This is a genomic window from uncultured Chloroflexus sp. (assembly GCF_937951745.1).
In the GTDB taxonomy this organism is placed as follows: Bacteria; Chloroflexota; Chloroflexia; order Chloroflexales; family Chloroflexaceae; genus Chloroflexus.
Genome location: NZ_CALFBQ010000029.1, coordinates 64,089 through 89,766 on the forward strand (window position 1 = coordinate 64,089; position 25,678 = coordinate 89,766).

A 25,678-nucleotide genomic window follows, 5' to 3' on the forward strand; every position below is an offset into this window, starting at 1 on the left:
ATGCCCCTGCGACTTGCCCGTTAATCGTCATTATCCAACCGGCGCGGGATAACGCGCGGCGCACGACGTGGCTCTTTCGGTGGTGGCGGGCCAAGTACCAGATCGAGCGCCTGTTCAATCCGCTCAATGAGATGGATCGTCAATTGCCGGCGCAAGACTGCCGGAATCTCGGCCAGATCGTGCTCGTTGCGCTTAGGTAGAATGATCTGGCGAATGCCGGCCCGGTACGCGCCAAGTACCTTCTCTTTTACCCCACCAATCGGTAAAACGCGCCCTTGTAAGGTAATCTCGCCCGTCATCGCAATATCGTGGCGCACGGTGCGGCCGGTCAATGCTGAGATCAGCGCCGTGGCGATAGTCACCCCTGCCGACGGGCCATCTTTTGGGGTGGCACCTTCGGGGACGTGGACGTGGACATCGAGCTTATCGAAGTGGCGGCCCTCGATGCCCAGACGCGCAGCGTTAGCGCGGGCAAACGAGAGCGCAGCCTGCGCCGACTCTTGCATCACCTCACCGAGCTGGCCGGTCAGCAGCAGGTTGCCTTTGCCGTCCATCAACACCACTTCTACCGGCATAATGTCGCCACCAGCACTGGTATAGACCATACCGATCGCTACCCCTACGTGATCGTGCGGATCAACCTTACCGATCTCAAAACGAGGCGGGCCGAGCAGTTTCGGCAAGGCGCGTGGCGTGATCTGGCGTGGGTAGCGTTTGCCCTCGGCGATGCGACGAGCGACTTTGCGGCAGATCGCGCCAATCTCGCGTTCGAGGTTACGCACGCCGGCTTCGTAGGTGTAATTGCGGATAATCGCGTGGATCGCTTCATTTCCGAACCGGATCGTCGCCGGCGGCAGGCCGCTGTCAGTCATTTGGCGCGGAATGAGGAAGCGGCGGGCAATATGTAGCTTCTCATCCTCGGTATAACCCGGCAACTCCACCAGTTCCATACGGTCGAGCAGCGCGTCAGGGATGGCGTCGGCGACGTTGGCCGTGGTAATGAACAGGGTCTGGCTGAGGTCGTAGGGCAGATCGAGATAGTGATCGCTAAAGGTGCTGTTCTGTTCTGGATCGAGCACCTCAAGCAGGGCTGCCGCTGGATCGCCGCGAAAATCACTGCCCAGCTTATCAACCTCGTCGAGCATAAAGACCGGGTTGATCGTGCCGGCCACCTTCATCCGCTGCAAGATGCGTCCGGGCAGTGCGCCGATATAGGTGCGGCGGTGACCGCGAATTTCAGCCTCGTCGTGCACGCCGCCAAGGCTGAGGCGGACGAAGCGGCGGCCTAGCGCCTCGGCGATGCTCTGACCGAGGCTCGTCTTGCCGACGCCGGGCGGGCCGACGAAGCAGAGGATGGGCGCGCGACGGGCGGGGCCGGCCAGTTGGCGCACGGCGATGTACTCAAGGATGCGATCCTTAACTTTGCGCAAACCGTAATGGTTGCGTTCGAGCACCGCTGCGGCTGCGCGCAAATCGCGATTCTCTGGGCTAGCATTGCTCCACGGCAGCGAAATCAGCCAATCGAGATACGTGCGCAACATACCATGTTCGGGTGACATTGGCGAGATAAGATCGAGCCGGGCCAATTCTTCCTCGAAGCGGGCCATCGCGTGTGCAGGTAGGCCGGCAGCGGCAGCCCGTTCGCGCAAGAGCGCAATCTCGCGGCGCGACGGATCCTCTTGACCGAGTTCGCGTTGAATGGCGCGCAACTGCTCGCGCAAGAACAGTTCACGCTGGCTGCGGTCAACCTCCTGCTGTACTTGACTATGGATACGGTTTTCGAGTTCAAGCAGGTCTAACTCTTTTGCCAGCAAGATTTCGAGCTGACGCAAACGTTGCTCGACGTCGACCAATTCGAGGATCTTTTGCCGCTCTTCGACCGAGATAGGCAGCAAGGCGGCAATGATATCGGCCAACTCGCCGGGTTCGGCACTGTTGAGGGCGGTGAGGTAGGCATCGTCGGGCAAATTGCGCGACAGACGCACGATCTTCTCGAAGGTGGTCAAGATCGTGCGGCTAAGCGCCTCGACCATCAGTGCCGCATCTTCATCGAGCGGCGGGGTTTCGAGTGGCGCGGCCAGCACACGCAGCGCCGGGTGTTCAGCCACCACACGAACGATCCGCATGCGTTGTCGCCCTTCAAGCACGATACTCAGCGTACCGTCCGGAAGGCGGCGCAGGCGCTGTACCACGGCTTCTACACCAACACTGTACAAGTCATTTATCCCAACCGAGAAGTCTTCGGTCGGGCCACGGGCAGCAACTGCGAGGACAATGCGGTCGCCAGCTGCTGCTTGCTCTACCGCATTGATTGCGCGCTCATCATTAACGAAGAGCGGCGCTAGCATCTGTGGAAAGAGGACGCTATCGAGCAGAGGCAACACCGGACGCTCGACGAGCGTTGTGTCGGTCACAGGTGATGTCGATTGTTCATTGGCCGGAGTCGTGGTCATAGCCTCGCTCCTGCGCAGGCCGACAGATACGATGGACAATATGCCTGCGCATTGGTATATATTGTATGTTCAGTGTAGCATATACTGGCAGATTGCGCGTTACTTGTTGGTTGTTCACGGAAAGAATACGGTGAAGATTTCGCTCAATAGCATTACTTTGCACGTCGAACTCGTCGGGGCGGGGCCGTCGTTGCTCTTACTGCACGGTTTTACCGGCAACGTTCAGACGTGGCAACCGCTGGTTTCGGCCCTTGCTGCCCGTTACACGGTGGTGATGGTTGATCTGATCGGGCATGGCCAGAGCGACGCTCCCGCTGATCCGGCGCGGTATGCGATCGAGCAGTGCGTGGCCGATCTGCTGGCGCTGCTCGATCACCTGCACTTGGCACAGGTTGATCTGTGCGGTTATTCGATGGGCGGCCGGATCGGATTATTGTTGACTGCTCATGCACCGGAACGAGTCAGGCGGCAAATCTTGATCGGTGCCTCGCCGGGCTTGGCCGATCCAGCCGAACGAGCAGCCCGCTTAGCGAGTGATGAGGCGCTGGCGGCCCGGATCGAGCGCGAGGGTCTTGAGTGGTTTGTCGATTACTGGGCGGAGCAACCAATCTTTGCGACGCAACAACGCTTACCAGCGGCAGTACGCGCAGTGCAGCGGGCACAACGCTTAGCCGGCAGCGCCCATGGCTACGCCAACGCTCTCCGTGGCCTGAGTGTTGGGCGGCAGCCGTCGTTGTGGGCGGCGTTGCCAGCCATCGCTACCCCCACGCTGCTCATCACCGGCGCACTTGACGAAAAGTTCTGTGCCATCGCAGCGCAGATGGCGGCGCTGATGCCACATGCGCGTCACGTGATCGTGCCGGATGCCGGTCACGCCGTACATTTGGAGCAGCCAGAAGTAGTGGCGGGATTGATGATGTATAGCGAATGGTGAATAGCCCCCCATTTAGGAATGTGGGCATCTGGGTGACAACGGGCGACAACGGTGGATGGCCATCCGGGAACGCGGGCATCCTGCCGACCGGAAAGCCGCACGGCCGTGCGGCTCTCCGATTGAACATCGAACAGCAAATCATTTACCCTTCGGGCCGAAATAGATGATAGGGAACGTTGGTCGGATAAGGTTGTGGTACATTATCTATAGGCTGCCAATCTGACAACAGCGAGGAGATGTATGCCAATCGAGTGGGTCAAAGTTCACGACTATACTGACATTATTTACGAGCACGACGCGGCTGGCGAGGGGATTGCCAAAATCACGATCAACCGGCCCGAAAAGCGTAATGCGTTTCGGCCTGAAACGGTTAATGAGCTGATTGACGCATTTTCGCGCGCGCGCGACGACGAGCGGATCGGTGTGATTCTGTTTACCGGCGCTGGTGATAAGGCGTTCTGTTCGGGCGGCGATCAGAGCGTGCGCGGTGTTGGCGGGTATGTCGGTAAAGACCAGATTCCGCGCCTGAACGTGCTTGATCTCCAGCGCCTGATCCGGATTATTCCCAAGCCGGTCATCGCGCTGGTGGCCGGCTATGCCATCGGCGGCGGCCATGTGTTGCACGTGGTCTGCGATCTGACCATCGCTGCCGATAACGCCATCTTTGGCCAGACCGGGCCGAAGGTGGGCAGCTTCGATGGTGGCTACGGCTCGAACCTGCTGGCCCGCATGGTCGGCGATAAGAAGGCGCGCGAGATTTGGTACTTGTGTCGGCAGTACAATGCCCAGCAAGCGTTAGACATGGGCTTGGTGAACGCAGTGGTGCCGCTTGAGCGGCTAGAAGACGAAGGGGTGCAGTGGGCGCGTGAGATTTTGGAGCATAGCCCGCTAGCGATCCGAATGCTCAAAGCGAGCATCAATGCTGCCGCCGACGGCTATGCCGGGTTGCAGCAGTTGGCCGGTGATGCGACCTTGCTTTACTATCTCACAGAGGAAGCACAGGAAGGGAAGCAAGCATTTCTCGAAAAGCGTAAACCAAACTTCCGTCGCTTCCGGCGCTATCCGTGAAGAAGGATACCGCAAAGATGCGAGAGTGCAGGTCTCGTTGATGCACAAAAGGGAGCCCAAGGATGACCTCTAAAGCAGCTCCGGCAGCGCCGCCGTCACGGTTGAAGGTGTGGCTGATGGCCGCTCGTCCGGCGACGTTGCCAGCCGCCGTGGTGCCGGTGCTGGTCGGTTCGGCACTCGCGTTTAGCGCCGGTCAGTTTCAGCCACTGGTGATGCTGGCGGCCTTGCTAGGGGCGCTCTTTATCCAGATCGGTACCAATCTGGCTAACGACTATTTTGACGCCAAGAAGGGGGCCGATACCAGTGAGCGGCTTGGCCCGCCACGGGTGACGCAGCTCGGCCTGTTGCCGGCCAAAACGGTGCTGGCGGCGGCGCTGATCAGTTTTAGCATTGCGGCCATAGCCGGCATCTATCTGATCGTCGTAGCCGGCTGGCCGATCCTCGTGATCGGGTTGCTATCGATTGCCGCCGGCATCCTCTACACCGCCGGCCCGTTTCCGCTCGGCTACAACGGTCTTGGTGATCTGTTCACCTTTGTCTTTTTCGGATTGGTGGCCGTGATTGGCACCGACTACGCCCACACCGGCCAATTCCGTTGGGTGGCATTGTGGGCTGCGTTACCGGTGGCGATGCTGGTAACGGCGATTCTGGTGGTGAACAATCTGCGCGATGCGCCAACTGACCGCAAAGCGGGCAAGCGCACGCTGGCGGTGATCTTCGGCGAACGCTTTGCTCGCAGCGAGTTTGCGGTGCTAGTGATCGGCGCCTTTGTGTTGTTGCCACTGGCGTGGATGTGGGGCGGTGAATCGCCGTTCACGCTGCTGGCTTGGCTCACCGCGCCGATGGCGCTCAACCTGATCGATTTCGTCAACCGTGAGCGCGGGCGAGCGTTGAATAAGGCATTGGTCGGAACCGGAAGGTTGCACCTGTTCTTTGGGGTGCTCTTTGCCATCGGGTTGTTGTTAGGGTAGAGGCTGTTGTTTCTGTGATGATGCAACTCCCCGATTGGCTAGCACGGCAAGCCGCTCTGCGTCCCCATCAGCCGGCGCTGATCGGCGCGGCAGCGACCTACACTTTTGCCCAACTTGACTGCTGGGCGGGCGCGGTGGCGGTGCGGCTGGGCCAAAGCGTGCCGCCGGGATCGCGCGTGGCGTTGCTAGCGCGCAACCGGCCGGAATACGCTGTAGTTGTGCATGCTGCACCGCGCGCCGGCGTGACGCTGGTGCTGCTCAATACCCGGCTTACCGCTGCCGAGCTAGCTTTTCAAGTGCGCGACAGCGCGCTGACCCTGTTGATCACCGAACGTGAACTGATAGCGACAGCGCGCGCAGCGGCGGGGGCTGTGCCCATTATCACGCTGGAAGAACTGGCCGCCCCCGCAGCGGCGCCTCCGCCGCCGGCGCCGCCAATCAACCTGAGCGCGCCGCATACGATCATCTACACGTCGGGCACTACCGGGCAGCCAAAAGGTGCGATTCTCACCGCCGGTAACCACTGGTGGAACGCAATCGGCTCCATGCTCAACCTTGGTTTGCACGACGACGACCGCTGGCTTGCAGTGCTGCCCCTCTTCCACGTAGGCGGCTTGAGCATCTTGCTGCGCGGGGTGATTTACGGCATTCCGGTCATCTTGCACGAACGGTTTGATCCGGCATTGGTGCGGCGTGATCTTGATGTGCAGCGCGTGACCATCGTCTCGTTGGTGGCGGTGATGTTGCAGCGGTTGCTCGCCGTTGATTCCGCGCCGTTCCCGCCGCACCTGCGTTGTGTCTTGCTCGGCGGCGGCCCGGCGCCGCGACCGTTGCTCGAACAGTGTGCAGCGCGCGGGATTCCGGTGACGCAGACCTACGGTATGACCGAAGCGGCGTCGCAAGCGGCGACGCTTGCTCCTGCCGAAGCCTTACAGCGGCTCGGTTCGGCGGGCAAGCCGCTGTTGCCGGTTGAGCTGCGGATTGTGACGCCAGACGGCCACGACGCGGCGCCGGGTGAGGTGGGTGAAATCTGTCTGCGGGGGCCGACCATTTCGCCGGGGTATCTGGGAATGTCGCCGCGTCAGCCTGACGAATGGCTGCCCACCGGCGATGTGGGCTATCTTGATGGGGAAGGCTACCTCTACGTGGTTGACCGGCGCAGTGATCTGATTATCGCTGGTGGTGAGAATATCTATCCGGCTGAGGTTGAAGCGGCGCTGCTCGCGCATCCGGCTATAGCAGAAGCAGGTGTGGTGGGGTTACCCGACCCCGAATGGGGCCAGCAACCGGTTGCGGCGGTGGTGCTGCGCCAGCCAGTGACAAGTGAGGAGCTGATTGCGCATTGCCGCGCGCGGCTGGCCGGCTACAAAGTGCCGCGCACGATTGTGGTTGTGGATGAACTGCCGCGCACAGCGGCAGGCAAGCTCCGCCGGCACGAGCTGCGAGCATGGCTGGCGCAGCGAGTGACGTGAAGGTGCAAGGGATGGACAACGCAAGGATGCGAAGAGCGCAAAGGGCGCAACGTGATTGGGACAGACTTAGAGCATGTTTTGGAACGCACAGAACAATGTAAATGCGAAGAGCGCAAAGGGCGCAACGTGATTGGGACCTGCGTCAATCTTGTTGTGGTGCGCCGTAATCACTCTTAAGCTGCAACCCGCGCGCCTCGATCTGCTGCGCGACCACGACTGACGGCCGGGTCAGCCAGAAGCCCAGCCCACTCGTCAATATCACTGCCGTCCACATGGCAAAGGCTGGCGTGACCACCCACGTCAGTGGCGGATGAAAACCGAGGCCATAATCAACCACAATTGACAAGCTAAAGAAGCCGGCTACGGCAGCGCGGGTGCCCATCCCAAGCGGGCCGATGCGCGTCGCGAGTAAAATACCCTCGCACGTTAAGCCAATGTGTGACACAAACAGCATCAGCTCGAGCGGTTCGACGGCGCCGGCGCCGAGCCAATGGCGCGACCAGAAGGCCAATGTCCACAAGCCGTACTTCATGCAGGCGAAGGCAGCAAAGGCGGTAAACCACGGCACAGCGCGGCCATAGCGGATCAAGATGAAGGCAATGGTGGCATAGAGTGCGGCGGCTGGGCAGTCGGGGATAAAGATCCATGCCCATAGCGGCGATGAGGCCAACATCGGCCCATACCAGACAATCCCGCCCCAGACGACACCGAACAGATTGAGCGCCATACACATCCAGAAAATGAACGGATGGCCGGTGATAAATGCATATACCCAGTCGATAAATTGGCGAATGTGGCGCATGTGATCCTCTGTCACTACTCATTATGGAGCCGCACGCCGTGTGGCGGTACCATTATCATCATCGGAGCCGCCCAGCCGTGGGTAGTACCGTGGGGTGTTACCATTCATCGATCCAGCCGTCGGATTGGTACTCCACCCACGAACGCTCCCGGTGGCACATCGCGATTAACCAGACTCATGGCCGAAACAGTCGCACCGGCGCCGATAACTACTCCCGGCAAAATGGTACAATTTGCACCGATTGTCACGTCAGCACCAATCACTACCGGGCCACGCTTCCACTCAGAGCGGGTCACCTCGTGGCACAGAATAGTCGTATTGTACCCGATCACGCAATTCTCACCGAGGGTAATGTCTTCGGGGAAGAAGATATCGAACATCACCATCAGGCCGACACTAGCGTGCGGAGCGACGTTAACCCCAAGTAGCCGATAGATCGTGTTCTTGAGCGGAATGCTCGGCGTATAGCGAGCCACTTGGATCAGCGCGGCATTGCGAATAATACGCGGATACCCGCCGGCCAATTGGGGAAAGTACCAGAGCGCATTGTGCGGGCCGGGTAGCGGTGCGCTACGCAGGCGGGCCTTGCGCTCGGCGGTTGAGCCGAGGCCATCAGGGTGGATACAATCGATGCTGTTGGTCATAGGTGGGTATAGAGTAGCGAGATATCATCAGGAACGTACCTGTATTATAGTCCCGACCACACTCTCAACAAGTAGTGTTGATGTAAGCAGCGAAGCTAACGGAAACTGGCAAAAAATAGCGCTTTCCCTTACACTATAGTGGAAAAATGTTTTGGATGGCGGAAAATGTATGGTACAGTCAATTGATCGTGCCTTCGATGTGTTAGAGGCGCTCGCGCTGGCAAATGATGATCTCAGTGTCTCAGAATTAAGCGAGCGTCTCAATCTGCCGATAGCGACAGTGCATCGTCTCCTTTCTAGTTTAGCGGCCAGAGGCTATGTAACGCAAGAAGCAAGTACGCGTCGGTATGGGCCGGGGCCACGATTGCTGGAAATTGCCGCGCGTGCGGCGCAAAGCCGTCGGTTTGACCTCATCCGCATTGTGCGAGCCGAGCTGGTGAAGCTTACTGCTGAGACCGGCGAGACGAGTAATTTGATTATTCGACAGGGCGATGCCGCAGTCTATCAAGAGCAAATCCCTAGCCCGCACTTAGTGCGAATGTTCACCGAAGTCGGCCAACGCACGCCGTTGTACTGTACTGGCGGTGGCAAAGCTATTTTGTCGGCGTTGCCAGCGTCTGAACTCGAACAGTACCTCGCAACCGGTCGCTTCGAGCGATGGACGAACAAGACGATTACCGACCGTGACCATCTGCGTACCGAGCTAGCCATCGCGCGCGAACGTGGTTTTGCCATCGATGACGAAGAGCGGGAGGAAGGTGTTTGCTGCGTCGCGGCACCGATCTTTGATCGACGTGGGCAGGTGGTAGGAGCAATCAGCTTGTCGGGGCCTTCCAACCGGCTTGATCGGGTGCGGGCCGAGGCGCTTGGGCCGCGGGTGCGGGCGGCCGCACTTGCATGTAGCCGGCAATTGGGTTTCCACACAGACATATGATCGTTCCTGTCCTAACATTGTTGATTGTGATCGCGACGATTGTTGGCGTGGCAGCGGGGCGCTGGCCATTGCTACGCGCCGACCGCACCACGATCACATTGATCGGAGCGGCGCTGCTGCTTGGCATCGGTGCGATGTCGCTAGAGCAAGCGTATGAGGCGATTGATTTCAACACCATCTTGCTACTGTTTAGCATGATGGTCATCAACGGTAGCCTCTTTCTGGCCGGCTTTTTTGGCATCGTTACCCAGCGCGTGGTGCAATTCGCCCGCGGCCCGCGCTCATTGTTAGCGTTAGTCATCGGCGCAAGTGGCGTGCTCTCGGCGCTGTTTTTGAATGACACCATTGTGCTGATGATGACGCCGATCGTGCTCGATGTGACCCGCGCCTTGCGGCGCAACCCACTGCCCTACTTGATCGGGTTGGCGGTTGCAGCCAATATCGGCTCAACTGCCACTATCACCGGTAACCCACAGAATATTATTATTGGCAGCGCCTCAAAGATTCCCTACCTTGATTTTGCCGCTGCGCTAACACCGACCGCGTTGATCGGATTAGTGATCTGTTGGGTTGTTGTAACGCTCGTCTACCGCGACGAATTTCGCGGCGGAGCGCTGGCGGCGCCCAACGTCTTGCGCACGCGGGTCTACCGTCCGTTGCTACGCAAAGCGGCGATCGTGATCAGTCTCATGCTGATCGCCTTTCTGGTTGGCATACCGGTGCCGCTGGCCGCCTTTGTTGCCGCCGGAGCGCTGCTCGCCACCCGCCGCATCTGGCCCGAACGAGTCTTCAAGACGATTGACTGGGGGTTACTTACCTTCTTTGTCGGGTTGTTTGTGGTCACCCATGCGCTAGCAACGCAAGGGTGGACGGAGCTACTCTTCACGGCCCTAGCTCCACTTGCTCAAGCCGGGATGGTACCGTTCGGGTTGGTGTCGGTCGTGCTCTCGAACCTGATCAGCAACGTCCCGGCAGTGTTGCTGTTGCAGGGCTTAATTCCGGCCTTTGCCGATCAGCAGCGCGCGTGGCTGACACTAGCCGCCACCGCAACGCTAGCCGGCAACCTCACCCTGCTCGGTTCGGTCGCCAATCTGATCGTGGCCGAACTCGCGGCGCGCTGGGGAGTGCAGGTGAGCTTCGGCGCCTACCTGAAGGTGGGTCTGCCGGTGACGATCTTGACCGTGGCGGTAAGTTTTGTGCTAGTGTGACCTATCTTGCACGGCAATCCAGAGTATGGTAGACTCGGACGGGCAATGCCCTCGTAGCTCAGGGGATAGAGCAGCAGTTTCCTAAACTGCGTGTCGCGCGTTCGAGTCGCGCCGGGGGCGCCATCGAGGATAGAGCGCCGATCTGGAAACAGATCGGCGCTCGTTCTATGTTGGCACGAAACGCAGCAACTGCTTGACGAAATGAATGGATTGGTTTGGCACACCTATAGCCCGTGCTGGTGAAGGAAGATTTCTTACCGATATGTCGTTGATTGATAACGATACGCTTGACGCTGCCCAGTTATTACGGTAGGATAGAAATTGAGATTTAGGTCTGGCTAAAACAAAATCTTGCCATACCGATACGATCCTACTGCTTCCTAAGCATTGTTACCGGCGGGTTAAAGATGGATGCTGTTCCTCATACACGCCCAAGCCGTACTAAACTCTTTCATCTCGAGTCGTTCTACCAAAGGGTGCTTCGGCTCTTGCCATTCCTTGGGCCAGCCTTTGTAGCAGCGGTGGCATATATCGATCCAGGCAACATTGCCACCGCGGTGCAGGCAGGTGCCCGCTTTGGCGTGATGTTGCTTTGGGTGGTTGTTGCCAGCAACCTAGCGGCAATGTTGATCCAAGCGTTGTCAGCGAAGGTTGGGATTGCTACTGGTCATAGTCTTGCTGAACTCTGTCGTGAGCACGTTCCGCAGCCGGTGGTTTGGGTGATGTGGCTTATCAGCGAGCTAGCGGCTATTGCCACTGATTTAGCCGAATTTATCGGGGCGGCAATCGGCTTTCAGTTGCTCTTCGGCTTACCATTGCTCTTGGGTGGTGTGCTGACAGCGTTGGTGACGTGGCTGATCATTGGTTTGGAGCGTCGTGGATTTCGCCGCCTCGAAGCAGTGATTGCGGGGTTGTTGTTTACCGTTGCCGGTTGTTATGTCGCCGAGCTGGCGTTTGGTCGTCCTGACTGGCGTGAGGTCAGTTTTCATGCCGTCGTGCCCCAGCTTGCTGGAACCGATAGTCTCATCCTTGCGGCCGGTATCCTTGGCGCCACCGTGATGCCGCACGCGATTTTTCTCCATTCGGCACTCACGCAGCGACGGATTGTAGGTCGTACCGAAGCTGAGCGGCGCGCTATTTATCGTTTCGAGCTGGTTGACATGATCATTGCGCTCAGCATTGCCGGTTTGGTCAATGCCGCGATGATGATTATGGCTGCAACCGCCTTTTATCGCCATGGTCTCTACGATGTGGCCACCATTGAGGGGGCATATCAGAGTTTGACGCCGTTGTTTGGTTCATCAGCGAGCATAATCTTTGGGATAGCGTTGCTATCCGCTGGGATTTCATCGTCAGCAGTAGGTACGTTGGCCGGTCAGACGATCATGCAGGGGTTCTTACGTTGGGAAACGCCGCTCTGGGTACGGCGGATCATCACCATGGCGCCGGCACTTGTGGTCATTGCGTTGGGGATCGACCCCACGTGGGCGTTGGTGCTAAGCCAAGTGGCGCTCAGTTTTGCGCTGCCTTTTGCGTTAATCCCGCTGATTTGGTTCACTAGCCAGCGTCACCTCATGGGCAGTTTGCGCAATCGGTGGCTGACGACTGTTGTCGCGAGTGTGATCACTGCGGTGATCATTTTGCTCAATATTGCGCTGATTGTGCAGGCGGTGATCGCTTAGCGCCGTTTTACCCCGATCAGCCATTATTGCCGCAGTCCGGCCAGCGTTTGCTCAAGCCCCGCCGCTCGTTCGGCGGTGTAGGGGCCGGTGTCGCGCCAGAAGATGCGTCCGGTGCGATCAACTAAAAGTAGCGTGATCGTCTCGGTGGTGGGAATCTGTAACGCTGCCGTCACCTGCCGCACATCGCTATAGATCGTCAGTGTCCGATTGCGCACTTCTGGATCAGGAATAGCAAACGCCATCCCGCCGTCGATGAAGGGGCGGGCAAGGGTGTATTGCCGTCCGATGATCGGCAGCTCGTAGGCTCGCAGGTCAGGATAGGCGGCAAGCAGCGGGTTAAGGAACGGAAACCAAGCGTCAACGAGCGCTTGATGCCAGCGGCGAAACGCCATGATGGCGATGTTAAGCGCGCCGCCGAACTCTGCCGGCAAGGTGAGCGTGCGCCCGTTGAGGTTGCGGGCTAGCAGCGTGGGGAAAATGACTGTGGTTGGCGTATGGTTCATTTGTTCATCCTCTCACCGCTATCACGTGATCCTGTCAGTAGTGTAGCGCTAATCAGTGCAGCATGGAAGCTGGAGGTAGCCGGGCATCATCCCGAGTGTGGGTCAATGTTTTCTCTGTCAAGCGAAGGTTAGTGGCCTTCGCTTTTTGGTGTATAAACGGTTAATAATCGTGCGCTAGGAGCGTGTCTTTAATTTTTTGGATGCTCTTGTTTTAGTGTTTTATCAACAAAAAGTTTTTAGTTCAAACAATCACAAGATTTATTGCGATTTTATTAAAAATATTTCATCAAAATCAAGATAGATAATGTTTGTTAACCGGCAGGAAAGTTCCTTTTTCTGGATAATGTTGTTGGTTAACTGTACAATCATTGCAACATCCTTATAGATACGGCGCCGTCTCCACCCGTTCATTTCCTCTTATCATCTCCTTGTCAATTTGCTCGAATGGCAGAAAGGAGCAGGTGATGCGCCCCGTACTCCGTTCCTCATTCCTCAGTTCACTGCTGCTCATACTTGCGCTATCATTACCGGTGCTGCCTGTGCAACCGGCTGCTGAGGGGCGCATCTATCTGCAAGCTGTGATCCCGGCCTGTAGCCCGATTACGACTGATACGACGTGGGTAACCGGCAATGTGTATGTGGTGAACAACTGCGTGCTGATTGTGCAAGCCGGCGCGACCCTGACTATCCAGCCGGGGGTGGTTGTAAAGTTCGGCCCTACGAGCGACGGCCTGCGGGTAGATGGCCGGCTGATTGCGCAGGGCACCGCTGCACAGCCGATTATCTTTACCAGCCTCGCCGACGATAGCGCCGGTGGCGATACCAACGGCGACAGCAGCGCCACAGTGCCTGCGGCGGGCGACTGGTACGGCATGGTGCTTACGTCGGGTAGCGAGACCATGCTCGATCACGTACAGGTGCGCTATGCGGGCGGTGACTTATTTAACGGTATACTCGATCGTTGGAGTGACGCGCAGATCGAAGTCAAAGCCGGGGCGCAGTTCACGATGACTAACAGTGAGGTGCGCGCCGGCGGACGGATGGGCATCTACCTGAATGGTGATGGGTTGACGCCAACGATCCATTCGGTGCATATCGCCGACCACGCGAATACCGGTAATAGTTGGCGGTATGCTCTTCTCCAATCCACCATCAATATGCAGCCCAGTTACCGTGATATTACCTTTAGCGGCAACACGCGCAATGAGGTGACGATTGACGGTTTTAACCGCCCCTTGGCCCAAGATGTGACCCTCGGTGGGGCAGTGTTTGGCGCCAAATGCGGTTTCTCGCTTTGTCAGCTTATCGTGCCGGCGGGTCGCACGCTCACGGTCGCGCCGGGGACATGGTTACAGTTTGAACCCGGATTTGGCATTGCTGTGGCCAATGGCGGCACGTTGCGGGCCGTCGGCACAGCAGACCAGCCGATTGTGTTCACCAGCGCGTCGCCTCAGACGCCAACCTATTGGCTTGGGTTGTGGGCGCAGTCTGGCAGCACCCTGCGTCTGAGCCACTGTGACATCAGCTATGGTGATGATGGTAACTTCGGCGACGGCGGTCTTGAAATCAATACGACCGACGCTACCGTCGAGAATTGTCGGATTCACCATAATAGAGAGACTGGTCTCTTCTTATACGCCCCCAGCAACAGTACGGCGGCGGCTGTCTTGACCAACGTTGACGTTACCGATAACGGGAAGTTTGGTGTTGACCTAGAAACAAGCAGTGGCGGCGTGCTGAATGTAACGTGGGACGGCGGCCGCATCGCCGACAACGGCTGGGCGGGATTCGGGAGCTATACTAGGAATGGCATTATCTCACCCACGTTGCGTCATCTGACAATCGCCAATAACGGCACGCGCGCCGACACGGATTATCATCGTGGCGGCATTTACTGGGATGACCATAACGTCGATGCAACCGTAAGCGATCTGCACTTTGCCTACAACGTTGGCCCGGCTTTCCTCTGGTACTGCAATGGCTCGATCACGGCGCGCAACCTGACGGCCACCGGCAACGGCACTGACGAATTGACGATCCCGGGTTGCACGGTGAGCCGCGGGCGGCAATGGGATCTCGACGGCATCGGCATACCGGTTCGCGTCACCTATCATATTGTTCTCTCATCCAATGCGCTGCTCTCGTTGGCGCCGGGGACTGTCCTGCGCTTCGATAAAAACAAATACAACGGCGAAACCCGGCTAGAAGTGTCGGATCAGGCGTCGCTAATAGCGCTGGGCACGGCTGAGAAACCAATTATCTTTACCGCCAACACACCAACGCCGGGTTGGTGGGAGGGCATCTCTGCCTATCAGCGGGCGACGGTCACGCTGCGCCACTGTGAGGTGGCGTATGGCGGCGGGCGTACACGGGCTAGCGTCGATCTAAGCTGGGGCTATCCTGACGTTGGTTTGCCGGTCGTGAATATTCAGAATTGCGAAATTCACCATTCGGCCAGTCGAGGTGTACGCTTTGACTTCCAGAGCGTGAATGTGCCTACGCCGCCAATCTTGCAGTACAACCATCTGCACGATACGGCTGAAGTAGCGGTTGCCAATTGGGGAAATGTGCCGGTGCTTGATGCGCGCAACAACTATTGGGACCACTCCAGCGGGCCGTACCACTCCACCCAGAATCCCGGTGGGCAAGGGGATGATGTCGGCGACAATATCCTCTTCTATCCGTGGCTGAGGACGCCGCAGAGCGGTGAGGCGCCCGCAACCGATATTCTCTTGCGCACTGGCGGCCCGGAACGCTACAGTCCCGGTGAGATTGTTGATTACGTGGTGCAATATCTCAATCCGATGACCATGACGGTGCAAGGCGCCGTCGTCATGATGCGCTTACCGTCATTGGCGTATTACATCGAGAGCAGTGATGGCGGGGTCTATTGGCCGGCGCGCCATCAGGTGATTTGGCGGTTAGGCGATATGATGCCCGGTGCCCAAGGGCGGTTGTGGGTGCGGGTGCAGTACCGGTGGGGCATTCCGCCCAATCAGCCTGACACCGTGGCGACGGTTTTGAGCGCGCAAAACTACAATGCCGGCTTGCTCAATCTAGAGCCGTATCTGTCTTACACCCCCACCACGATGACGGCGTACCAAACCCTGAGCCGGAGTCAATGGGATTCCTTCGCAGCGAGTATGTCGCAGTTGCAAGCGTTGCATGCCCAAGCGCTGGCGGCTGGCTACCTCTGGGCCAGCGCCGAACGAATCACCTTGAACACTGGCATCGTGAGCCAAGCGGTGTTTATCAATCCGCAACAGCGGAGTATTCGTTTGATCCAAAGCGATGGTGCCAAAGCATTTGCGTCTACCTTTGCTGCCCGCTCGTTTAGCGTGACCGATGGCACTGGCGGCATGGAATGGAATATTGCCACTGACCAAGAACGCTTCTGGGGCACGTGGGATGCGATCGGGCAAGCGGCGTGGCCCGGTACTCTGATGAGTCCGGAGTTGTGCAGCAATGGCGGTTGTTGTTTGCGTAACTGCATCGGCAAGGTAGCTTTGAAGACGGTAGCCGGTAAATTGGCGGATGCTATCGACATCACCCTCACCGGCGTGAACTGTGTCATGGCGCTCAGAAGCCGAGAGGTGGCTGATTTGGCCAATTGCGCGGCTGATATCAAGTCGGATCTCGTCAAGGTTGATAATGTGCCGGTGTTTGGCGAAATTGCGGATCTTACCGAGTGTCTTGCCGAATGTGCCGGGAATCCGAGTAGCCATGATTGCACCGGTGATCTGACGACGTGCGAAGAGGCGTGGTGGAATTTGTATCAATGGGTCGGCGTGCCGAACCGCACCGTTTGGCGCTGTGTAAGCGGTTGTTACACGAAGCCGGAAGTGTTGCCATGCGCGCTGAATGAGTGTTGTGTGCCCGGCGTGGGATGCGCCTCCTCATCGCAATCAGGCGTAAATTGCCAGAAGAATAGTCGCTTGGTCATTGCGCGCGACCCCAATGACATCACCGGCCCAGCAGGCGATCTGCTGCCCGGCCAGACCATCACCTACACCATTCGCTACGAGAACGAGGGTGATGGGCGGGCCTACGGGGTGTACGTAGTCAATCAACTGCCCGACGCGCTCGATGCGAATACCGTGACGTTCGTCAATCGCAGCGGGACGTATCTGCCCGCCACTCGTGAGCTGGTCTGGACCATTGGCGAGCTTGGCCCGAAGGGGGCCGCCGATTCGCAGGGAATCATTACCTACACCGTCCAATTGCGCAGCGGTCTAGCGTCGGGGACGGTGGTGGCGAACCAAGCGGTGGTCTATTTCCCCAGCGTGCCGGAAGAGACACCGACGAATACGTGGGTGAATCTGGTGGCGCCGCTGGTGGCCGAGCCGCAATCTATCACCACGACGTACCGCACGTCGCGTGCAATCACGTTACGCGGACGTGAGGCCAGTGACCTGCCGGTGACGTATGAGGTGGTGGAGCAGCCGCGCGGCGGTACCCTAACCGGGACGGCGCCGAACTTGACCTACACGCCATCCGCGGATTTCACCGGCGTTGATGCGTTTACCTTCCGCGTGAGCAACGGCACGTCCACGAGCCGAGCGGCGCAGGTGAGCATTGAGGTGACGCCGCAGGGCGACACAACACCGCCACGGGTATTATGGAGCAACCTTGCGGATGCCACCGGGTTGGCTTCTACGCCGATCTATACTGATACCGAGGGGGTGGTGTATGGGCCGGTTGTGCTGGTGGAGGTGTCGGAGGCGCTTGATGAGACAACGCTGACACCAACGACGGTAACGCTGACCCGTGACGGTACATCGGTGGCGGCGAGCGTGCGCTTTGACAGTGGCGCCAATTATATAGTGGTAACGCCACGCAGCCTGTTGCACAACGGTGTCTACCGCGTCACCGTAACAACAGGCGTAAAGGATGTCGCTGGGAATGCATTGGCAGCGCCGTACACGATGAGCTTCACGATCGGCACGCGCCGTGAGGTGTATGTGCCGTTGGTGGCGAGGTAGTGTGTCCGTGAGGCCAGATATGCCGCTTGACCGCATCCTGTAGCTGCGACATAGGGTTTCGATTGGGAGTCTGCCCTTACTCCTACCCTTCTCCTGCTATGCAGGAGAAGGGTGCTGTTTTTGCTCAGAAGCGGGTGATGCCATCGAATGGCTCCAACGCCAGATGGGTGAACTGGCACACCTGCTGTTTTAGTGGCTACGAAGCAACCCTATCCAACACCGCCGCCAGTTCTGTCGGGTTTGGCGGCGTAAACACGACTGCCAGTGGCGCTACCCAGCTCCAGCGAATGATGCCGTGCGCGTCAATGACGAAGGTACCGGGGAGAGGCACTCCCAGTAACGATCCGACACCGTAGCGGTAGAACACCCCCCATTCGGAGTCGCTCAAAATAGGGTACGGTGCGCGTAACACTTCGGCCACATAACTAGTCATGTCGAGGTCGGTACTGCTGACCACGAGCAGATGGGCATTGCGCTGCACAAAGACCTCGTACTGCTCCCGCAACGCATCCAGTTGCGGCGCGCAATGCGGTCAGAAGAAGCGGTCACTGACAATCCGGGTGAGGTTAAGCACTACCGGTTGCCCGCGCAAGGCGCTGAGGGTGATAGTGCGACCGTATTCAACCCGGTCTTCGGGCGGGCCGCTAAGGAATTGGGCGTAGGGGAGGGTGAAATCGGGCGCTTCGCTACCGACAGGCGGCACGTTGGCCGGGCCGCGCGGGCGGATGAATTCTTGGCGCCATTTGTTGGTCAGCGGAATAAAGGGTCGTGCCATTGGGTTCTCCTGTTGCGGCAGGGTACGCTGTACGGGTACAGTAGTGCTGTGCCCGTACAACGGAGGTTATTAGTTGTTAAGGCTATCGAGCACGGTGGTCAATTCATCGATGTCTGGCGGTGAAAAGATCGGTGAAAAGGGGGCGGCCCAATTCCAGCGGATGATGCCCTGTGCGTCGATAATGAAGACCCCGGGGAGTGGTGCTCCCATTGCTGATCCCATGCCGTATTGGGTAAAGACGCGCCACTCTGGGTCGCTCAGGATTGGGTATGGCGCGCGCAAGACCTCGGCGACGTAGCTGGTTGTCTCAAGATCGGTGCTACTAACAACCAGCAAATGAACATTCCGACGGGCAAACTCTTCGTACTGGGTGCGTAGGGCAGCCAAGTGCGGTGCGCAGTTGGGGCAGAAGACTCGTTCGCTGAAAATACGGGTGAGATTGAGCACGACCGGTCGTCCGCGCAGCGCACTGAGCGTGATGGTGCGGCCATATTCAACGCGATCTTCAGGCGGGCCGCTGAGAAATTGAGCGTAAGGTAGGGTAAAGTCGGGCGCGACACTGCCCACCGGTGGTACGTTGGTCGGGCCGCGCGGTCGGAAGAGTTCATTGAGAAACGTATCGGTCAATGGTACGAGTGGGCGAACCATGGTCATTCCTTTCATTGGATAGCGATCTATTTTTCAGTATACCTCAGGTTTAGCTGGTGATCGTAGTAAAACGCGAGAATTGTTGTTACGGAAGATGGGAAAATGCTGGCTCGTGTCAATGAGAGCATCATCTCGTATAGGAGAGAGGTAAGGACAAGCGTTGCACGCTCTCTGATCGACGAGCGGAAAGAAGTGGCTAACGGTGTCATTTTCCTTACCAAACCCTTACAAAACCCTCGTATAGCTCTAACGCTGGCGCGGTATGCTACCAGTGAACCAAAAAAGTGTATCGGTTCACAAAGAATGAAAGGGTTGCAGAGCAATGACATTCACCCAGAATCAATCAACCGTCACTGAGATTTCGCCACGCGAACTGTATGCCCGCTTGCTAAGTGCGCAGCCGCTCTTCATCCTCGATGTGCGCAACGAAGATGAGTTTAAGCGTATGCCGGTTGAAGGGCATGCGACGTTGCGCACGCTCAATCTGCCGTACTACGACTTTATCGAAGATGAAGAGGCTGCGCTGGCTCGCTTGCCGAAGGATGTCGAAGAGGTGGTGGTCATCTGCGCTAAGGGCGGCGCCTCGCAGTACGTGGCTGAGGTGCTGAACAACCACGGCTACCGGGCAGTGTCGTTGAGCGAGGGCATGATCGGATGGGGTAACTACTACGATGTGCGTGATGTGGTGAAGGCTGCTTGGGGGCGGATCGTTCAGATTGCTCGCCCGGCACGCGGTGATCTCAGCTTTGCCATTATCAGCGATGGGCAGGCCGCACTCGTCGATCCGCTTCGTCACATCAATGTCTACCGCGAAGTGATCGATGGTGCCGGCGCGAAGCTCACCACTATTCTCGATACCCACGTCCACGCCGACCATATCAGTGGTGGCCCAGCGCTGGCCAAAGAGACCGGCGCGCCGTATTACATCCACCCCTACGATGCTATTCACCCGATTGATATGCTGCCGGCTGTGATTGCTTACGAACCGCTGCGCGACGGGCAGGTCTTTCAGATCGGGCAGGTACGGATGACGACGATTTGGTATCCGGGCCACACGCTCGGCCAAGTCAACTTCCTTGCCGAAACGCCGGACGGCGGTCGCTACCTGTTTACCGGTGACGGTATCTTCCTGCGCTCGTTTGGCCGGCCTGACCTCGGTGGCAAAGGTGAGGCGTGGACGCCGATCCTCTACCGCAGCATGTTCGAGTGGCTGCCACGTCACCTGACCGACGATACCGTGATCTTGCCGGCTCACTTTAGCACCCTTGATGAAGATGCCGGGAACGGGATCTTTGCCGCGCCGTACAAGCAGGTGTTGGCGCAGAACGACAGCCTCAAGCCGCGCACGCTGGAAGAGTTCACCAGCTTCGTGCTCAGCCACCTGCCGGTCTTCCCGCCGGAATACGTCGAGATCAAGCGGGTCAATATTGGGCTGGTCGAACCGTGCGAGGGCAAGGCAAACGAGTTGGAGTTGGGCAAGAATATCTGTGCATTGGCCGGGTGAGTATCGTACAATAGAGAATAGTTGGGCGGCAGGTGATACGCCTGCCGCCGGTGAATAGAGGAGGAGACCAACATGCCGCATTTTGATCAGACATTGGACGTAAAGGGCGCGAAGTGCCCCATGCCGCTAGTAAAGAGCCGCAAGGCGATTACTGAGCTGCCGGTGGGGCAGGTGTTGCAGGTTATTTCGACCGACCGCGGTTCGGTGGCCGATTTTCAGGGGTGGGTCAAGACGGCCAAGAATGTCGAGCTGATTGCGCAAGAGACCGTGCAAGAGAATGGGCAGGAGCTGTACATTCACTATCTGCGCCGCACGGCCTAACCCAAAGCGGTTGCTCCGGCAGGTGGAATACATACGTGAAGGAAGGAAAATCAATGACAACACCGATGACGGAAGCCGTTGATACGCAAGCTCTGCTAGCCCGGATTGCCGAACTCGAGCAGCGCGTCGCCGCGCTTGAGCAGTCGCCGGCGCAGGGGATCGAAGATCGGCTGGCAATGGTCGTCTTCTCTGGCGATCTTGACAAGGCAATCGCCGCGTTCATCATCGCCACCGGCGCCGCCTCGATGGGTCTCGAAGTGAGCATGTTCTTCACCTTCTGGGGTATCAGCGCGGTCAAGAAGCAGAAGGTCTTCAGCGGCAAAAACCTGCTCGAACAAGGCTTCACCGCGATGCTGCCGGGCAAGCTGGGTGAGCTGGGTCTGTCGCAGATGAACTTCTTCGGTGCCGGCGCACAAATCATCCGAGGCTTGATGAAGCAGCACGATGTTGCTTCGCCAGAAGAACTCTTTGCAATGGCGCGTGAGTTGGGGGTGCGGATGGTTGTCTGCGATATGTCGCGCGAGTTGCTCGGCATCAAAGATGAAGAGCTGGTCGAAGGGTTGGAAACCGGTGGTGTGGCGACTTTCCTTGGCGATGCCGCCCGGTCCAAAGTGACCCTGTTCATTTAACAGAAGGGCCAAGGCAGGCCAAAAGCAAAATCTGATCGACGACGGCGCGATCACTCGGCCAAAGAGGGCGCGCCGTCATTTATTGAGAAAGGGTAATGAGACAATGTTTCGTCAATTATTTCGCAATCCACGTGAAACGCAAGCCAATCAAATTGGCACGATGACCGTGCAAGAGTTGAAAGCCCAGTTGGACTCCCACAAGCTGATGGTGCTGGTTGATGTTCGCCAGCCCGAAGAGTTTGCCTATGACGGCCATGTGGCTGGGGCGCGGCTGTTGCCGTTGCCGATGCTGGCGATGCGGATGAATGAATTGCCCAAGGATCAGCCGATCGTCTGCATCTGCCGGTCGGGTAACCGCAGCCAAGTGGCCTGTGAGATACTCCAGCGCCATGGCTTCACCAACGTGACCAATGTGGTCGGTGGGATGGTAGCATGGCAACGGGCCGGCTACCCCATCCATCGCCAACAGTAGAGACGTTGCATTGCAACGTCTCTACCGCCCTCGATAATCGCCAACGGTACGTTGTACAGATTCGCATGTTGTGGGGGCGTCGCACTGCATCGCCCTCGCCGAGGATACACCTATGCATCATCAGACTTCTTGCAACGCCTTACAACACCAAACTGAAGTCGCGCCGCTGCGCAGCTATGCGGTCACCGAGCAGGTTTTGCTCGCAGCGCAGCCGCAGCCGGAAGACTGGCAACGCTTTGCCGAAGCGGGCTACAAAACGGTTTTGAATATCCGTAGCGATCCTGAGCGGGCGGCAGTGCAGGCGGCCAATGCCCGCGCTGCCGGTTTGCGCTATATTCATGCACCGTGGCCGGCTTACGAGCTTGAACCGGAGCATCTGGCCGAGTTTGCCCGCATTGTCGAAGACCCGGAAACCGGTAAGCTCATCTTCCACTGTCGTAGCGCGACTCGTGTCGGTCTGATCTGGATGCTCTACCGGATGATGCATCAAGGATGGACGCGCGAGCAGGCCGAGGCCGAACTACGCGCTGCCGGCTACGATGATGATGCGATGGAGACGTTTGCATTTTGCGCGGGTGACTTCTTCGAGCGCGTTGGTATGCAGGGGTAGGGGGATATTATGGCGCCCGTTTCTGCTCGCCAGTCCGGCGTTCAAGCCGCACTGCTGGCGGCGCTCTACCGTTATCTACCGTTTCTGAACTGGCTGCGTCGCTACCAGCGCGAGCATTTGCCGAGCGACGTAGTGGCGGGCATTGTCACCGCCATCATGCTCATTCCCCAGAGCATGGCCTACGCGCAGTTGGCCGGTCTGCCGCCGCAGATCGGCCTCTACGCCTCGGTAGCACCGCTGATCGTCTATGCCTTGCTCGGTACGTCGGGTCAGCTTTCAGTCGGACCAGTGGCAATTACCTCACTGCTGGTCTTCAGTGGTGTTAGTCCACTGGCAACGCCGGGTAGCGAACGCTATATCCAGTTAGTCCTCTTGTTGGCGTTCATGGTCGGCGCAATCAAGTTGGCGTTAGGGGTATTGCGACTGGGAGCGATCCTTAACTTTATCTCGCACCCAGTGCTGGCAGCATTCACAAGCGCCTCGGCGCTAATCATTGCAGTTGGCCAGTTGAAATATATTCTTGGCTACCGAATTGGCGGCGAACATATCTATGAGACGATTGCCCAAGCGATTGCCGGCTTAGGTCAGACCAATCTTGTAACGCTGGCGATTGGGTTGGGCAGCATTGGCCTGCTGCTCTTCTTCCGGCAGGGGTTACGCCCGTTGCTGCGGCGGGCGGGGTTGCCGCCGCTGGCCGTTACCCTGATCGTGAGCGGTGCGCCGCTGCTGGCCGTCATTCTCGGCATTGTGATCGCACAGGCCTTTCAGCTCGATCAGACGGCAAAGGTGGCCGTGGTTGGCGCGATTCCTCCCGGTTTGTCGCCGCTCAGCATGCCTGCCATGACGATGGCCGATGCGCAAGCCTTGCTGCCAACGGCGCTGACCATCGTACTGGTGAGCGTGGTTGAATCCATTGCGGTGGCGAAGGCGCTGGCCAGTAAGCGCCGGCAAGCCATCGATCCCGATCAGGAATTGGTTGCGCTCGGAGCAGCCAACATCACCGCCAGCTTCTTCAGCGGCTATCCGGTGACCGGCGGTTTTGCCCGTTCGGTGGTCAATGCGCAGGCTGGTGCGATTACCGGTTTGGCGTCGCTGATTACCGCCGCCGGCATCGCCCTGATCCTGCTCTTCTTCACCCCGATCTTCTATTACTTGCCGCAGGCGGTGTTGGCCGCGACTGTGATCGTCGCGGTGATTGGGTTAGTCGATCTGCGCGAGCCGCAGCGGATTTGGCGCACGAACCGCGGCGATGCCTTCACGTGGTTGCTCACCTTCGTCGCGGTGCTGGCGCTTGGCATCGAGACCGGCATCTTTGTTGGGGTGGCCTCGGCACTTGTGCTCTACCTCTGGCGGACGAGCCGGCCCCACATTGCGATTGTGGGGCGATTGGGGGAGAGTGAGATCTACCGCAATGTTGAGCGGCATCCGGTTAAGACATGGCCGCACGTGGTCGCGGTGCGGGTTGACGAGAGCCTCTATTTCGCCAACACGCGCTATCTCGAGCAGACCCTGCTGCGGATTGTGGCCGAACGACCAGAAGTGAAGCATCTGGTACTGATCGGTTCGGCAATCAACTTCATTGACTCAAGCGCCTTGCATACCCTCGACAGTCTGATCGATAGTCTGCACGACGCCGGCGTCGAGTTCCATCTTGCCGATATTAAAGGGCCGGTCATGGATCGGCTCAAGCAGTCGGAGTTGCTCGATAAGATTGGCCAAGATCATATTCACATGACGACCCACGCTGCGATGTTGGCCTTGGGATGCCGAGATTGACATATCGTAACTATCGTGTTGGGTGGCGTCCCCTGCTTACGCAGGGGAGCGCGCTTTTACTGGAAGGGGCGGCCGGTGCGAATTCTACTGAGCTGTGCGGCAGTTGAACGACCGCACTCCATAACGGCATCGTTGTGCTACGTCGCTATCTGATTTGAAAGGTACACCCATGCGACGCTTTTTCATCAGTGTATTCCTCTTGGTGTTAGTCACGCTTGCCGCCTGCGGGCCAGCCACTACGACGAACACCGCACCGGCGGCGACGACCAAGCTGCCGGCAGAAATCAACGTAACCCACCTGAAAACGATGCTTGATCAGAATGAAAATTTCTTCTTGCTTGATGTGCGCACGCCGCAGGAATTTGTCCAAGACGGACGGATCGCGCAGGCGACGCTCATCCCGCTGCAAGAACTTGAACAGCGTTTGAACGAATTGCCCACCGATAAGCCGATTGTCTGCATTTGCCGATCAGGGAATCGCAGTGCAGTAGCGTGCGATCTGCTGCGTTCACGCGGCTTTAAGGCAATCAATGTCGCCGGCGGTATGCGCGCATGGAAGGCCGCCGGCTATGCGATGATGGTTGGCCCGTAACCGGTAGAGACGCACGGTTGTGCGTTTCTACCGGTTGTGCTGTAATATAGATGGGGTTATTCAGTACTGGCAGTATGCTGCGCGCAAACGTCTGTTTGCCGCATACTGCTAGTTTGATGATCGGCAAATCGTATAGGGTGACTGTTATACCTGCACCTACGTGGACGTTTGCATAATGTACAGTTTTGCTATCAGTGCATTGCGCTACCGGTTAGCGAGTTGGGTAACAATGCTATAGCTCAATAGCTGCACGTCAGGATATCAGTCCTATGAATAATTTCCGCGAAAAAGCCGACCTGATTTGGAACCTTGCCAACCTGCTGCGCGGTGACTACAAGCCGCACGAGTACGCCGATGTGATTTTGCCGCTGGTGGTGCTGCGCCGCCTCGACTAGGCGATGGCGCCCACCCGCGCCGCTGTGCGCCAAGCCTATGATACGTACAAAGGCAAACTGGAAAATCTCCATCTTGTGCTGTCGAAAGCGGCGGGCAACTCGTCGGTTTACAACTACTCCGAGTTCGATTGGGAACGTTTGTTGAACGCTCCAAGCGACCTAGCGCAAAATCTGGTCGCCTACTTCAACGGCTTCAGCCCCGACGTGCAGGACATCCTCGAAAAGTTCGACTTCCGCCGGCAGGTCTCGCGCTTGCAGGCGGCGAACCTGCTCTACCCGATTCTCAAAGCCTTTGAAGAAGTG

At 58.1% G+C, this 25,678-nt stretch carries 21 protein-coding genes, 1 tRNA gene and 1 pseudogene; 17 read left to right on the forward strand and 6 right to left on the reverse strand.

All coding sequences use genetic code 11. The annotated features are described in order from the left end of the window. Nucleotides 1-20 precede the first annotated feature (20 nt). Nucleotides 21-2,453 carry an endopeptidase La gene (gene lon / locus Q1A59_RS07995; protein WP_298404002.1) on the reverse strand — a complete coding sequence of 811 codons (2,433 nt, stop codon included), beginning with the start codon at nucleotides 2,451-2,453 and terminating at the stop codon, nucleotides 21-23. Nucleotides 2,454-2,583: 130 nt separating this feature from the next. Between lon and menH the strand changes: the two genes are divergently transcribed. From menH to Q1A59_RS08015, 4 genes are all read left to right on the forward strand, one after another. Further along, on the forward strand, nucleotides 2,584-3,387 hold the full coding sequence (gene menH / locus Q1A59_RS08000) for a 2-succinyl-6-hydroxy-2,4-cyclohexadiene-1-carboxylate synthase (protein WP_298404005.1): 804 nt from the start codon (nucleotides 2,584-2,586) through the stop codon (nucleotides 3,385-3,387). A 240-nt stretch (nucleotides 3,388-3,627) separates the two neighbouring features. Further along, complete coding sequence (gene menB / locus Q1A59_RS08005) at nucleotides 3,628-4,455, forward strand: 1,4-dihydroxy-2-naphthoyl-CoA synthase (RefSeq protein ID WP_298404008.1); 828 nt, start codon at nucleotides 3,628-3,630, stop codon at nucleotides 4,453-4,455. 62 nt (nucleotides 4,456-4,517) lie between these two features. Then, nucleotides 4,518-5,426: a 1,4-dihydroxy-2-naphthoate polyprenyltransferase gene (locus Q1A59_RS08010; RefSeq protein WP_298404011.1), complete on the forward strand. Its 909-nt coding sequence runs from the start codon at nucleotides 4,518-4,520 to the stop codon at nucleotides 5,424-5,426. Nucleotides 5,427-5,446: 20 nt separating this feature from the next. Further along, on the forward strand, nucleotides 5,447-6,898 hold the full coding sequence (locus Q1A59_RS08015) for an o-succinylbenzoate--CoA ligase (protein WP_366144829.1): 1,452 nt from the start codon (nucleotides 5,447-5,449) through the stop codon (nucleotides 6,896-6,898). 142 nt (nucleotides 6,899-7,040) lie between these two features. Here the strand turns inward: Q1A59_RS08015 and Q1A59_RS08020 are convergent, their stop codons facing one another. Next, on the reverse strand, nucleotides 7,041-7,700 hold the full coding sequence (locus Q1A59_RS08020) for a DUF1405 domain-containing protein (RefSeq protein ID WP_298404013.1): 660 nt from the start codon (nucleotides 7,698-7,700) through the stop codon (nucleotides 7,041-7,043). Between the two features lie 104 nt (nucleotides 7,701-7,804). Next, complete coding sequence (locus Q1A59_RS08025) at nucleotides 7,805-8,344, reverse strand: DapH/DapD/GlmU-related protein (protein ID WP_298404015.1); 540 nt, start codon at nucleotides 8,342-8,344, stop codon at nucleotides 7,805-7,807. Nucleotides 8,345-8,513: 169 nt separating this feature from the next. On the opposite strand from Q1A59_RS08025, the gene Q1A59_RS08030 reads away from it, so the two are divergent. The 4 genes from Q1A59_RS08030 to Q1A59_RS08045 all read left to right on the forward strand — a co-directional run bounded on the left by Q1A59_RS08030 (nucleotide 8,514) and on the right by Q1A59_RS08045 (nucleotide 12,168). Further along, a complete protein-coding gene (locus Q1A59_RS08030) occupies nucleotides 8,514-9,278 on the forward strand; it encodes an IclR family transcriptional regulator (protein WP_298404016.1) in 765 nt (254 codons plus the stop codon). Next, nucleotides 9,275-10,486, forward strand: a complete 1,212-nt coding sequence (locus Q1A59_RS08035; RefSeq protein WP_299644762.1) for an anion transporter — start codon at nucleotides 9,275-9,277, stop codon at nucleotides 10,484-10,486. Before Q1A59_RS08030 ends, Q1A59_RS08035 begins: the two co-directional genes overlap by 4 nt. A 47-nt stretch (nucleotides 10,487-10,533) precedes the next feature. Continuing rightward, nucleotides 10,534-10,609: transfer RNA gene (locus tag Q1A59_RS08040), tRNA-Arg, on the forward strand. A gap of 284 nt (nucleotides 10,610-10,893) precedes the next feature. Beyond that, nucleotides 10,894-12,168 carry an Nramp family divalent metal transporter gene (locus Q1A59_RS08045; RefSeq protein ID WP_298404021.1) on the forward strand — a complete coding sequence of 425 codons (1,275 nt, stop codon included), beginning with the start codon at nucleotides 10,894-10,896 and terminating at the stop codon, nucleotides 12,166-12,168. A gap of 23 nt (nucleotides 12,169-12,191) precedes the next feature. Here Q1A59_RS08045 and Q1A59_RS08050 read toward each other — a convergent pair whose 3' ends face one another. Continuing rightward, nucleotides 12,192-12,671 carry a hypothetical protein gene (locus tag Q1A59_RS08050; protein WP_298404024.1) on the reverse strand — a complete coding sequence of 160 codons (480 nt, stop codon included), beginning with the start codon at nucleotides 12,669-12,671 and terminating at the stop codon, nucleotides 12,192-12,194. Nucleotides 12,672-13,135: 464 nt separating this feature from the next. On the opposite strand from Q1A59_RS08050, the gene Q1A59_RS08055 reads away from it, so the two are divergent. Continuing rightward, nucleotides 13,136-17,653, forward strand: a complete 4,518-nt coding sequence (locus tag Q1A59_RS08055; RefSeq protein WP_299644765.1) for a right-handed parallel beta-helix repeat-containing protein — start codon at nucleotides 13,136-13,138, stop codon at nucleotides 17,651-17,653. Nucleotides 17,654-17,849: 196 nt separating this feature from the next. Here Q1A59_RS08055 and Q1A59_RS08060 read toward each other — a convergent pair whose 3' ends face one another. Together Q1A59_RS08060 and Q1A59_RS08065 are read right to left on the reverse strand one after the other, a co-directional pair. Beyond that, a complete protein-coding gene (locus tag Q1A59_RS08060; RefSeq protein ID WP_298404030.1) occupies nucleotides 17,850-18,428 on the reverse strand; it encodes a peroxiredoxin family protein in 579 nt (192 codons plus the stop codon). A 69-nt stretch (nucleotides 18,429-18,497) separates the two neighbouring features. Further along, a complete protein-coding gene (locus tag Q1A59_RS08065) occupies nucleotides 18,498-19,076 on the reverse strand; it encodes a peroxiredoxin family protein (RefSeq protein WP_298404032.1) in 579 nt (192 codons plus the stop codon). A 322-nt stretch (nucleotides 19,077-19,398) separates the two neighbouring features. Here Q1A59_RS08065 and Q1A59_RS08070 point away from each other — a divergent pair, with 322 nt between their 5' ends. The 8 genes and pseudogenes from Q1A59_RS08070 to Q1A59_RS08105 all read left to right on the forward strand — a co-directional run. Then, nucleotides 19,399-20,580: an MBL fold metallo-hydrolase gene (locus tag Q1A59_RS08070; RefSeq protein WP_298404035.1), complete on the forward strand. Its 1,182-nt coding sequence runs from the start codon at nucleotides 19,399-19,401 to the stop codon at nucleotides 20,578-20,580. A gap of 72 nt (nucleotides 20,581-20,652) precedes the next feature. Beyond that, entirely contained in the window at nucleotides 20,653-20,901 is a 249-nt protein-coding gene (locus Q1A59_RS08075; RefSeq protein WP_298404037.1) for a sulfurtransferase TusA family protein, read from the forward strand. Nucleotides 20,902-20,954: 53 nt separating this feature from the next. Next, nucleotides 20,955-21,530 (forward strand): DsrE/DsrF/DrsH-like family protein, encoded by a 576-nt coding sequence (locus Q1A59_RS08080; protein WP_298404040.1) that lies wholly within the window; start codon nucleotides 20,955-20,957, stop codon nucleotides 21,528-21,530. A gap of 103 nt (nucleotides 21,531-21,633) precedes the next feature. Continuing rightward, a complete protein-coding gene (locus tag Q1A59_RS08085) occupies nucleotides 21,634-22,002 on the forward strand; it encodes a rhodanese-like domain-containing protein (protein WP_298404043.1) in 369 nt (122 codons plus the stop codon). Nucleotides 22,003-22,114: 112 nt separating this feature from the next. Further along, the gene (locus Q1A59_RS08090) at nucleotides 22,115-22,612 is read left to right on the forward strand and encodes a protein tyrosine phosphatase family protein (RefSeq protein ID WP_298404046.1); all 498 of its coding nucleotides are present in this window, start codon (nucleotides 22,115-22,117) and stop codon (nucleotides 22,610-22,612) included. Between the two features lie 9 nt (nucleotides 22,613-22,621). After that, the gene (locus tag Q1A59_RS08095; RefSeq protein WP_298404051.1) at nucleotides 22,622-24,388 is read left to right on the forward strand and encodes a SulP family inorganic anion transporter; all 1,767 of its coding nucleotides are present in this window, start codon (nucleotides 22,622-22,624) and stop codon (nucleotides 24,386-24,388) included. 169 nt (nucleotides 24,389-24,557) lie between these two features. After that, nucleotides 24,558-24,980, forward strand: coding sequence for a rhodanese-like domain-containing protein (locus Q1A59_RS08100; RefSeq protein ID WP_298404054.1), 423 nt, complete (start codon nucleotides 24,558-24,560; stop codon nucleotides 24,978-24,980). Nucleotides 24,981-25,249: 269 nt separating this feature from the next. Next, nucleotides 25,250-25,678: pseudogene (locus tag Q1A59_RS08105) on the forward strand (type I restriction-modification system subunit M N-terminal domain-containing protein); the annotation flags it as partial.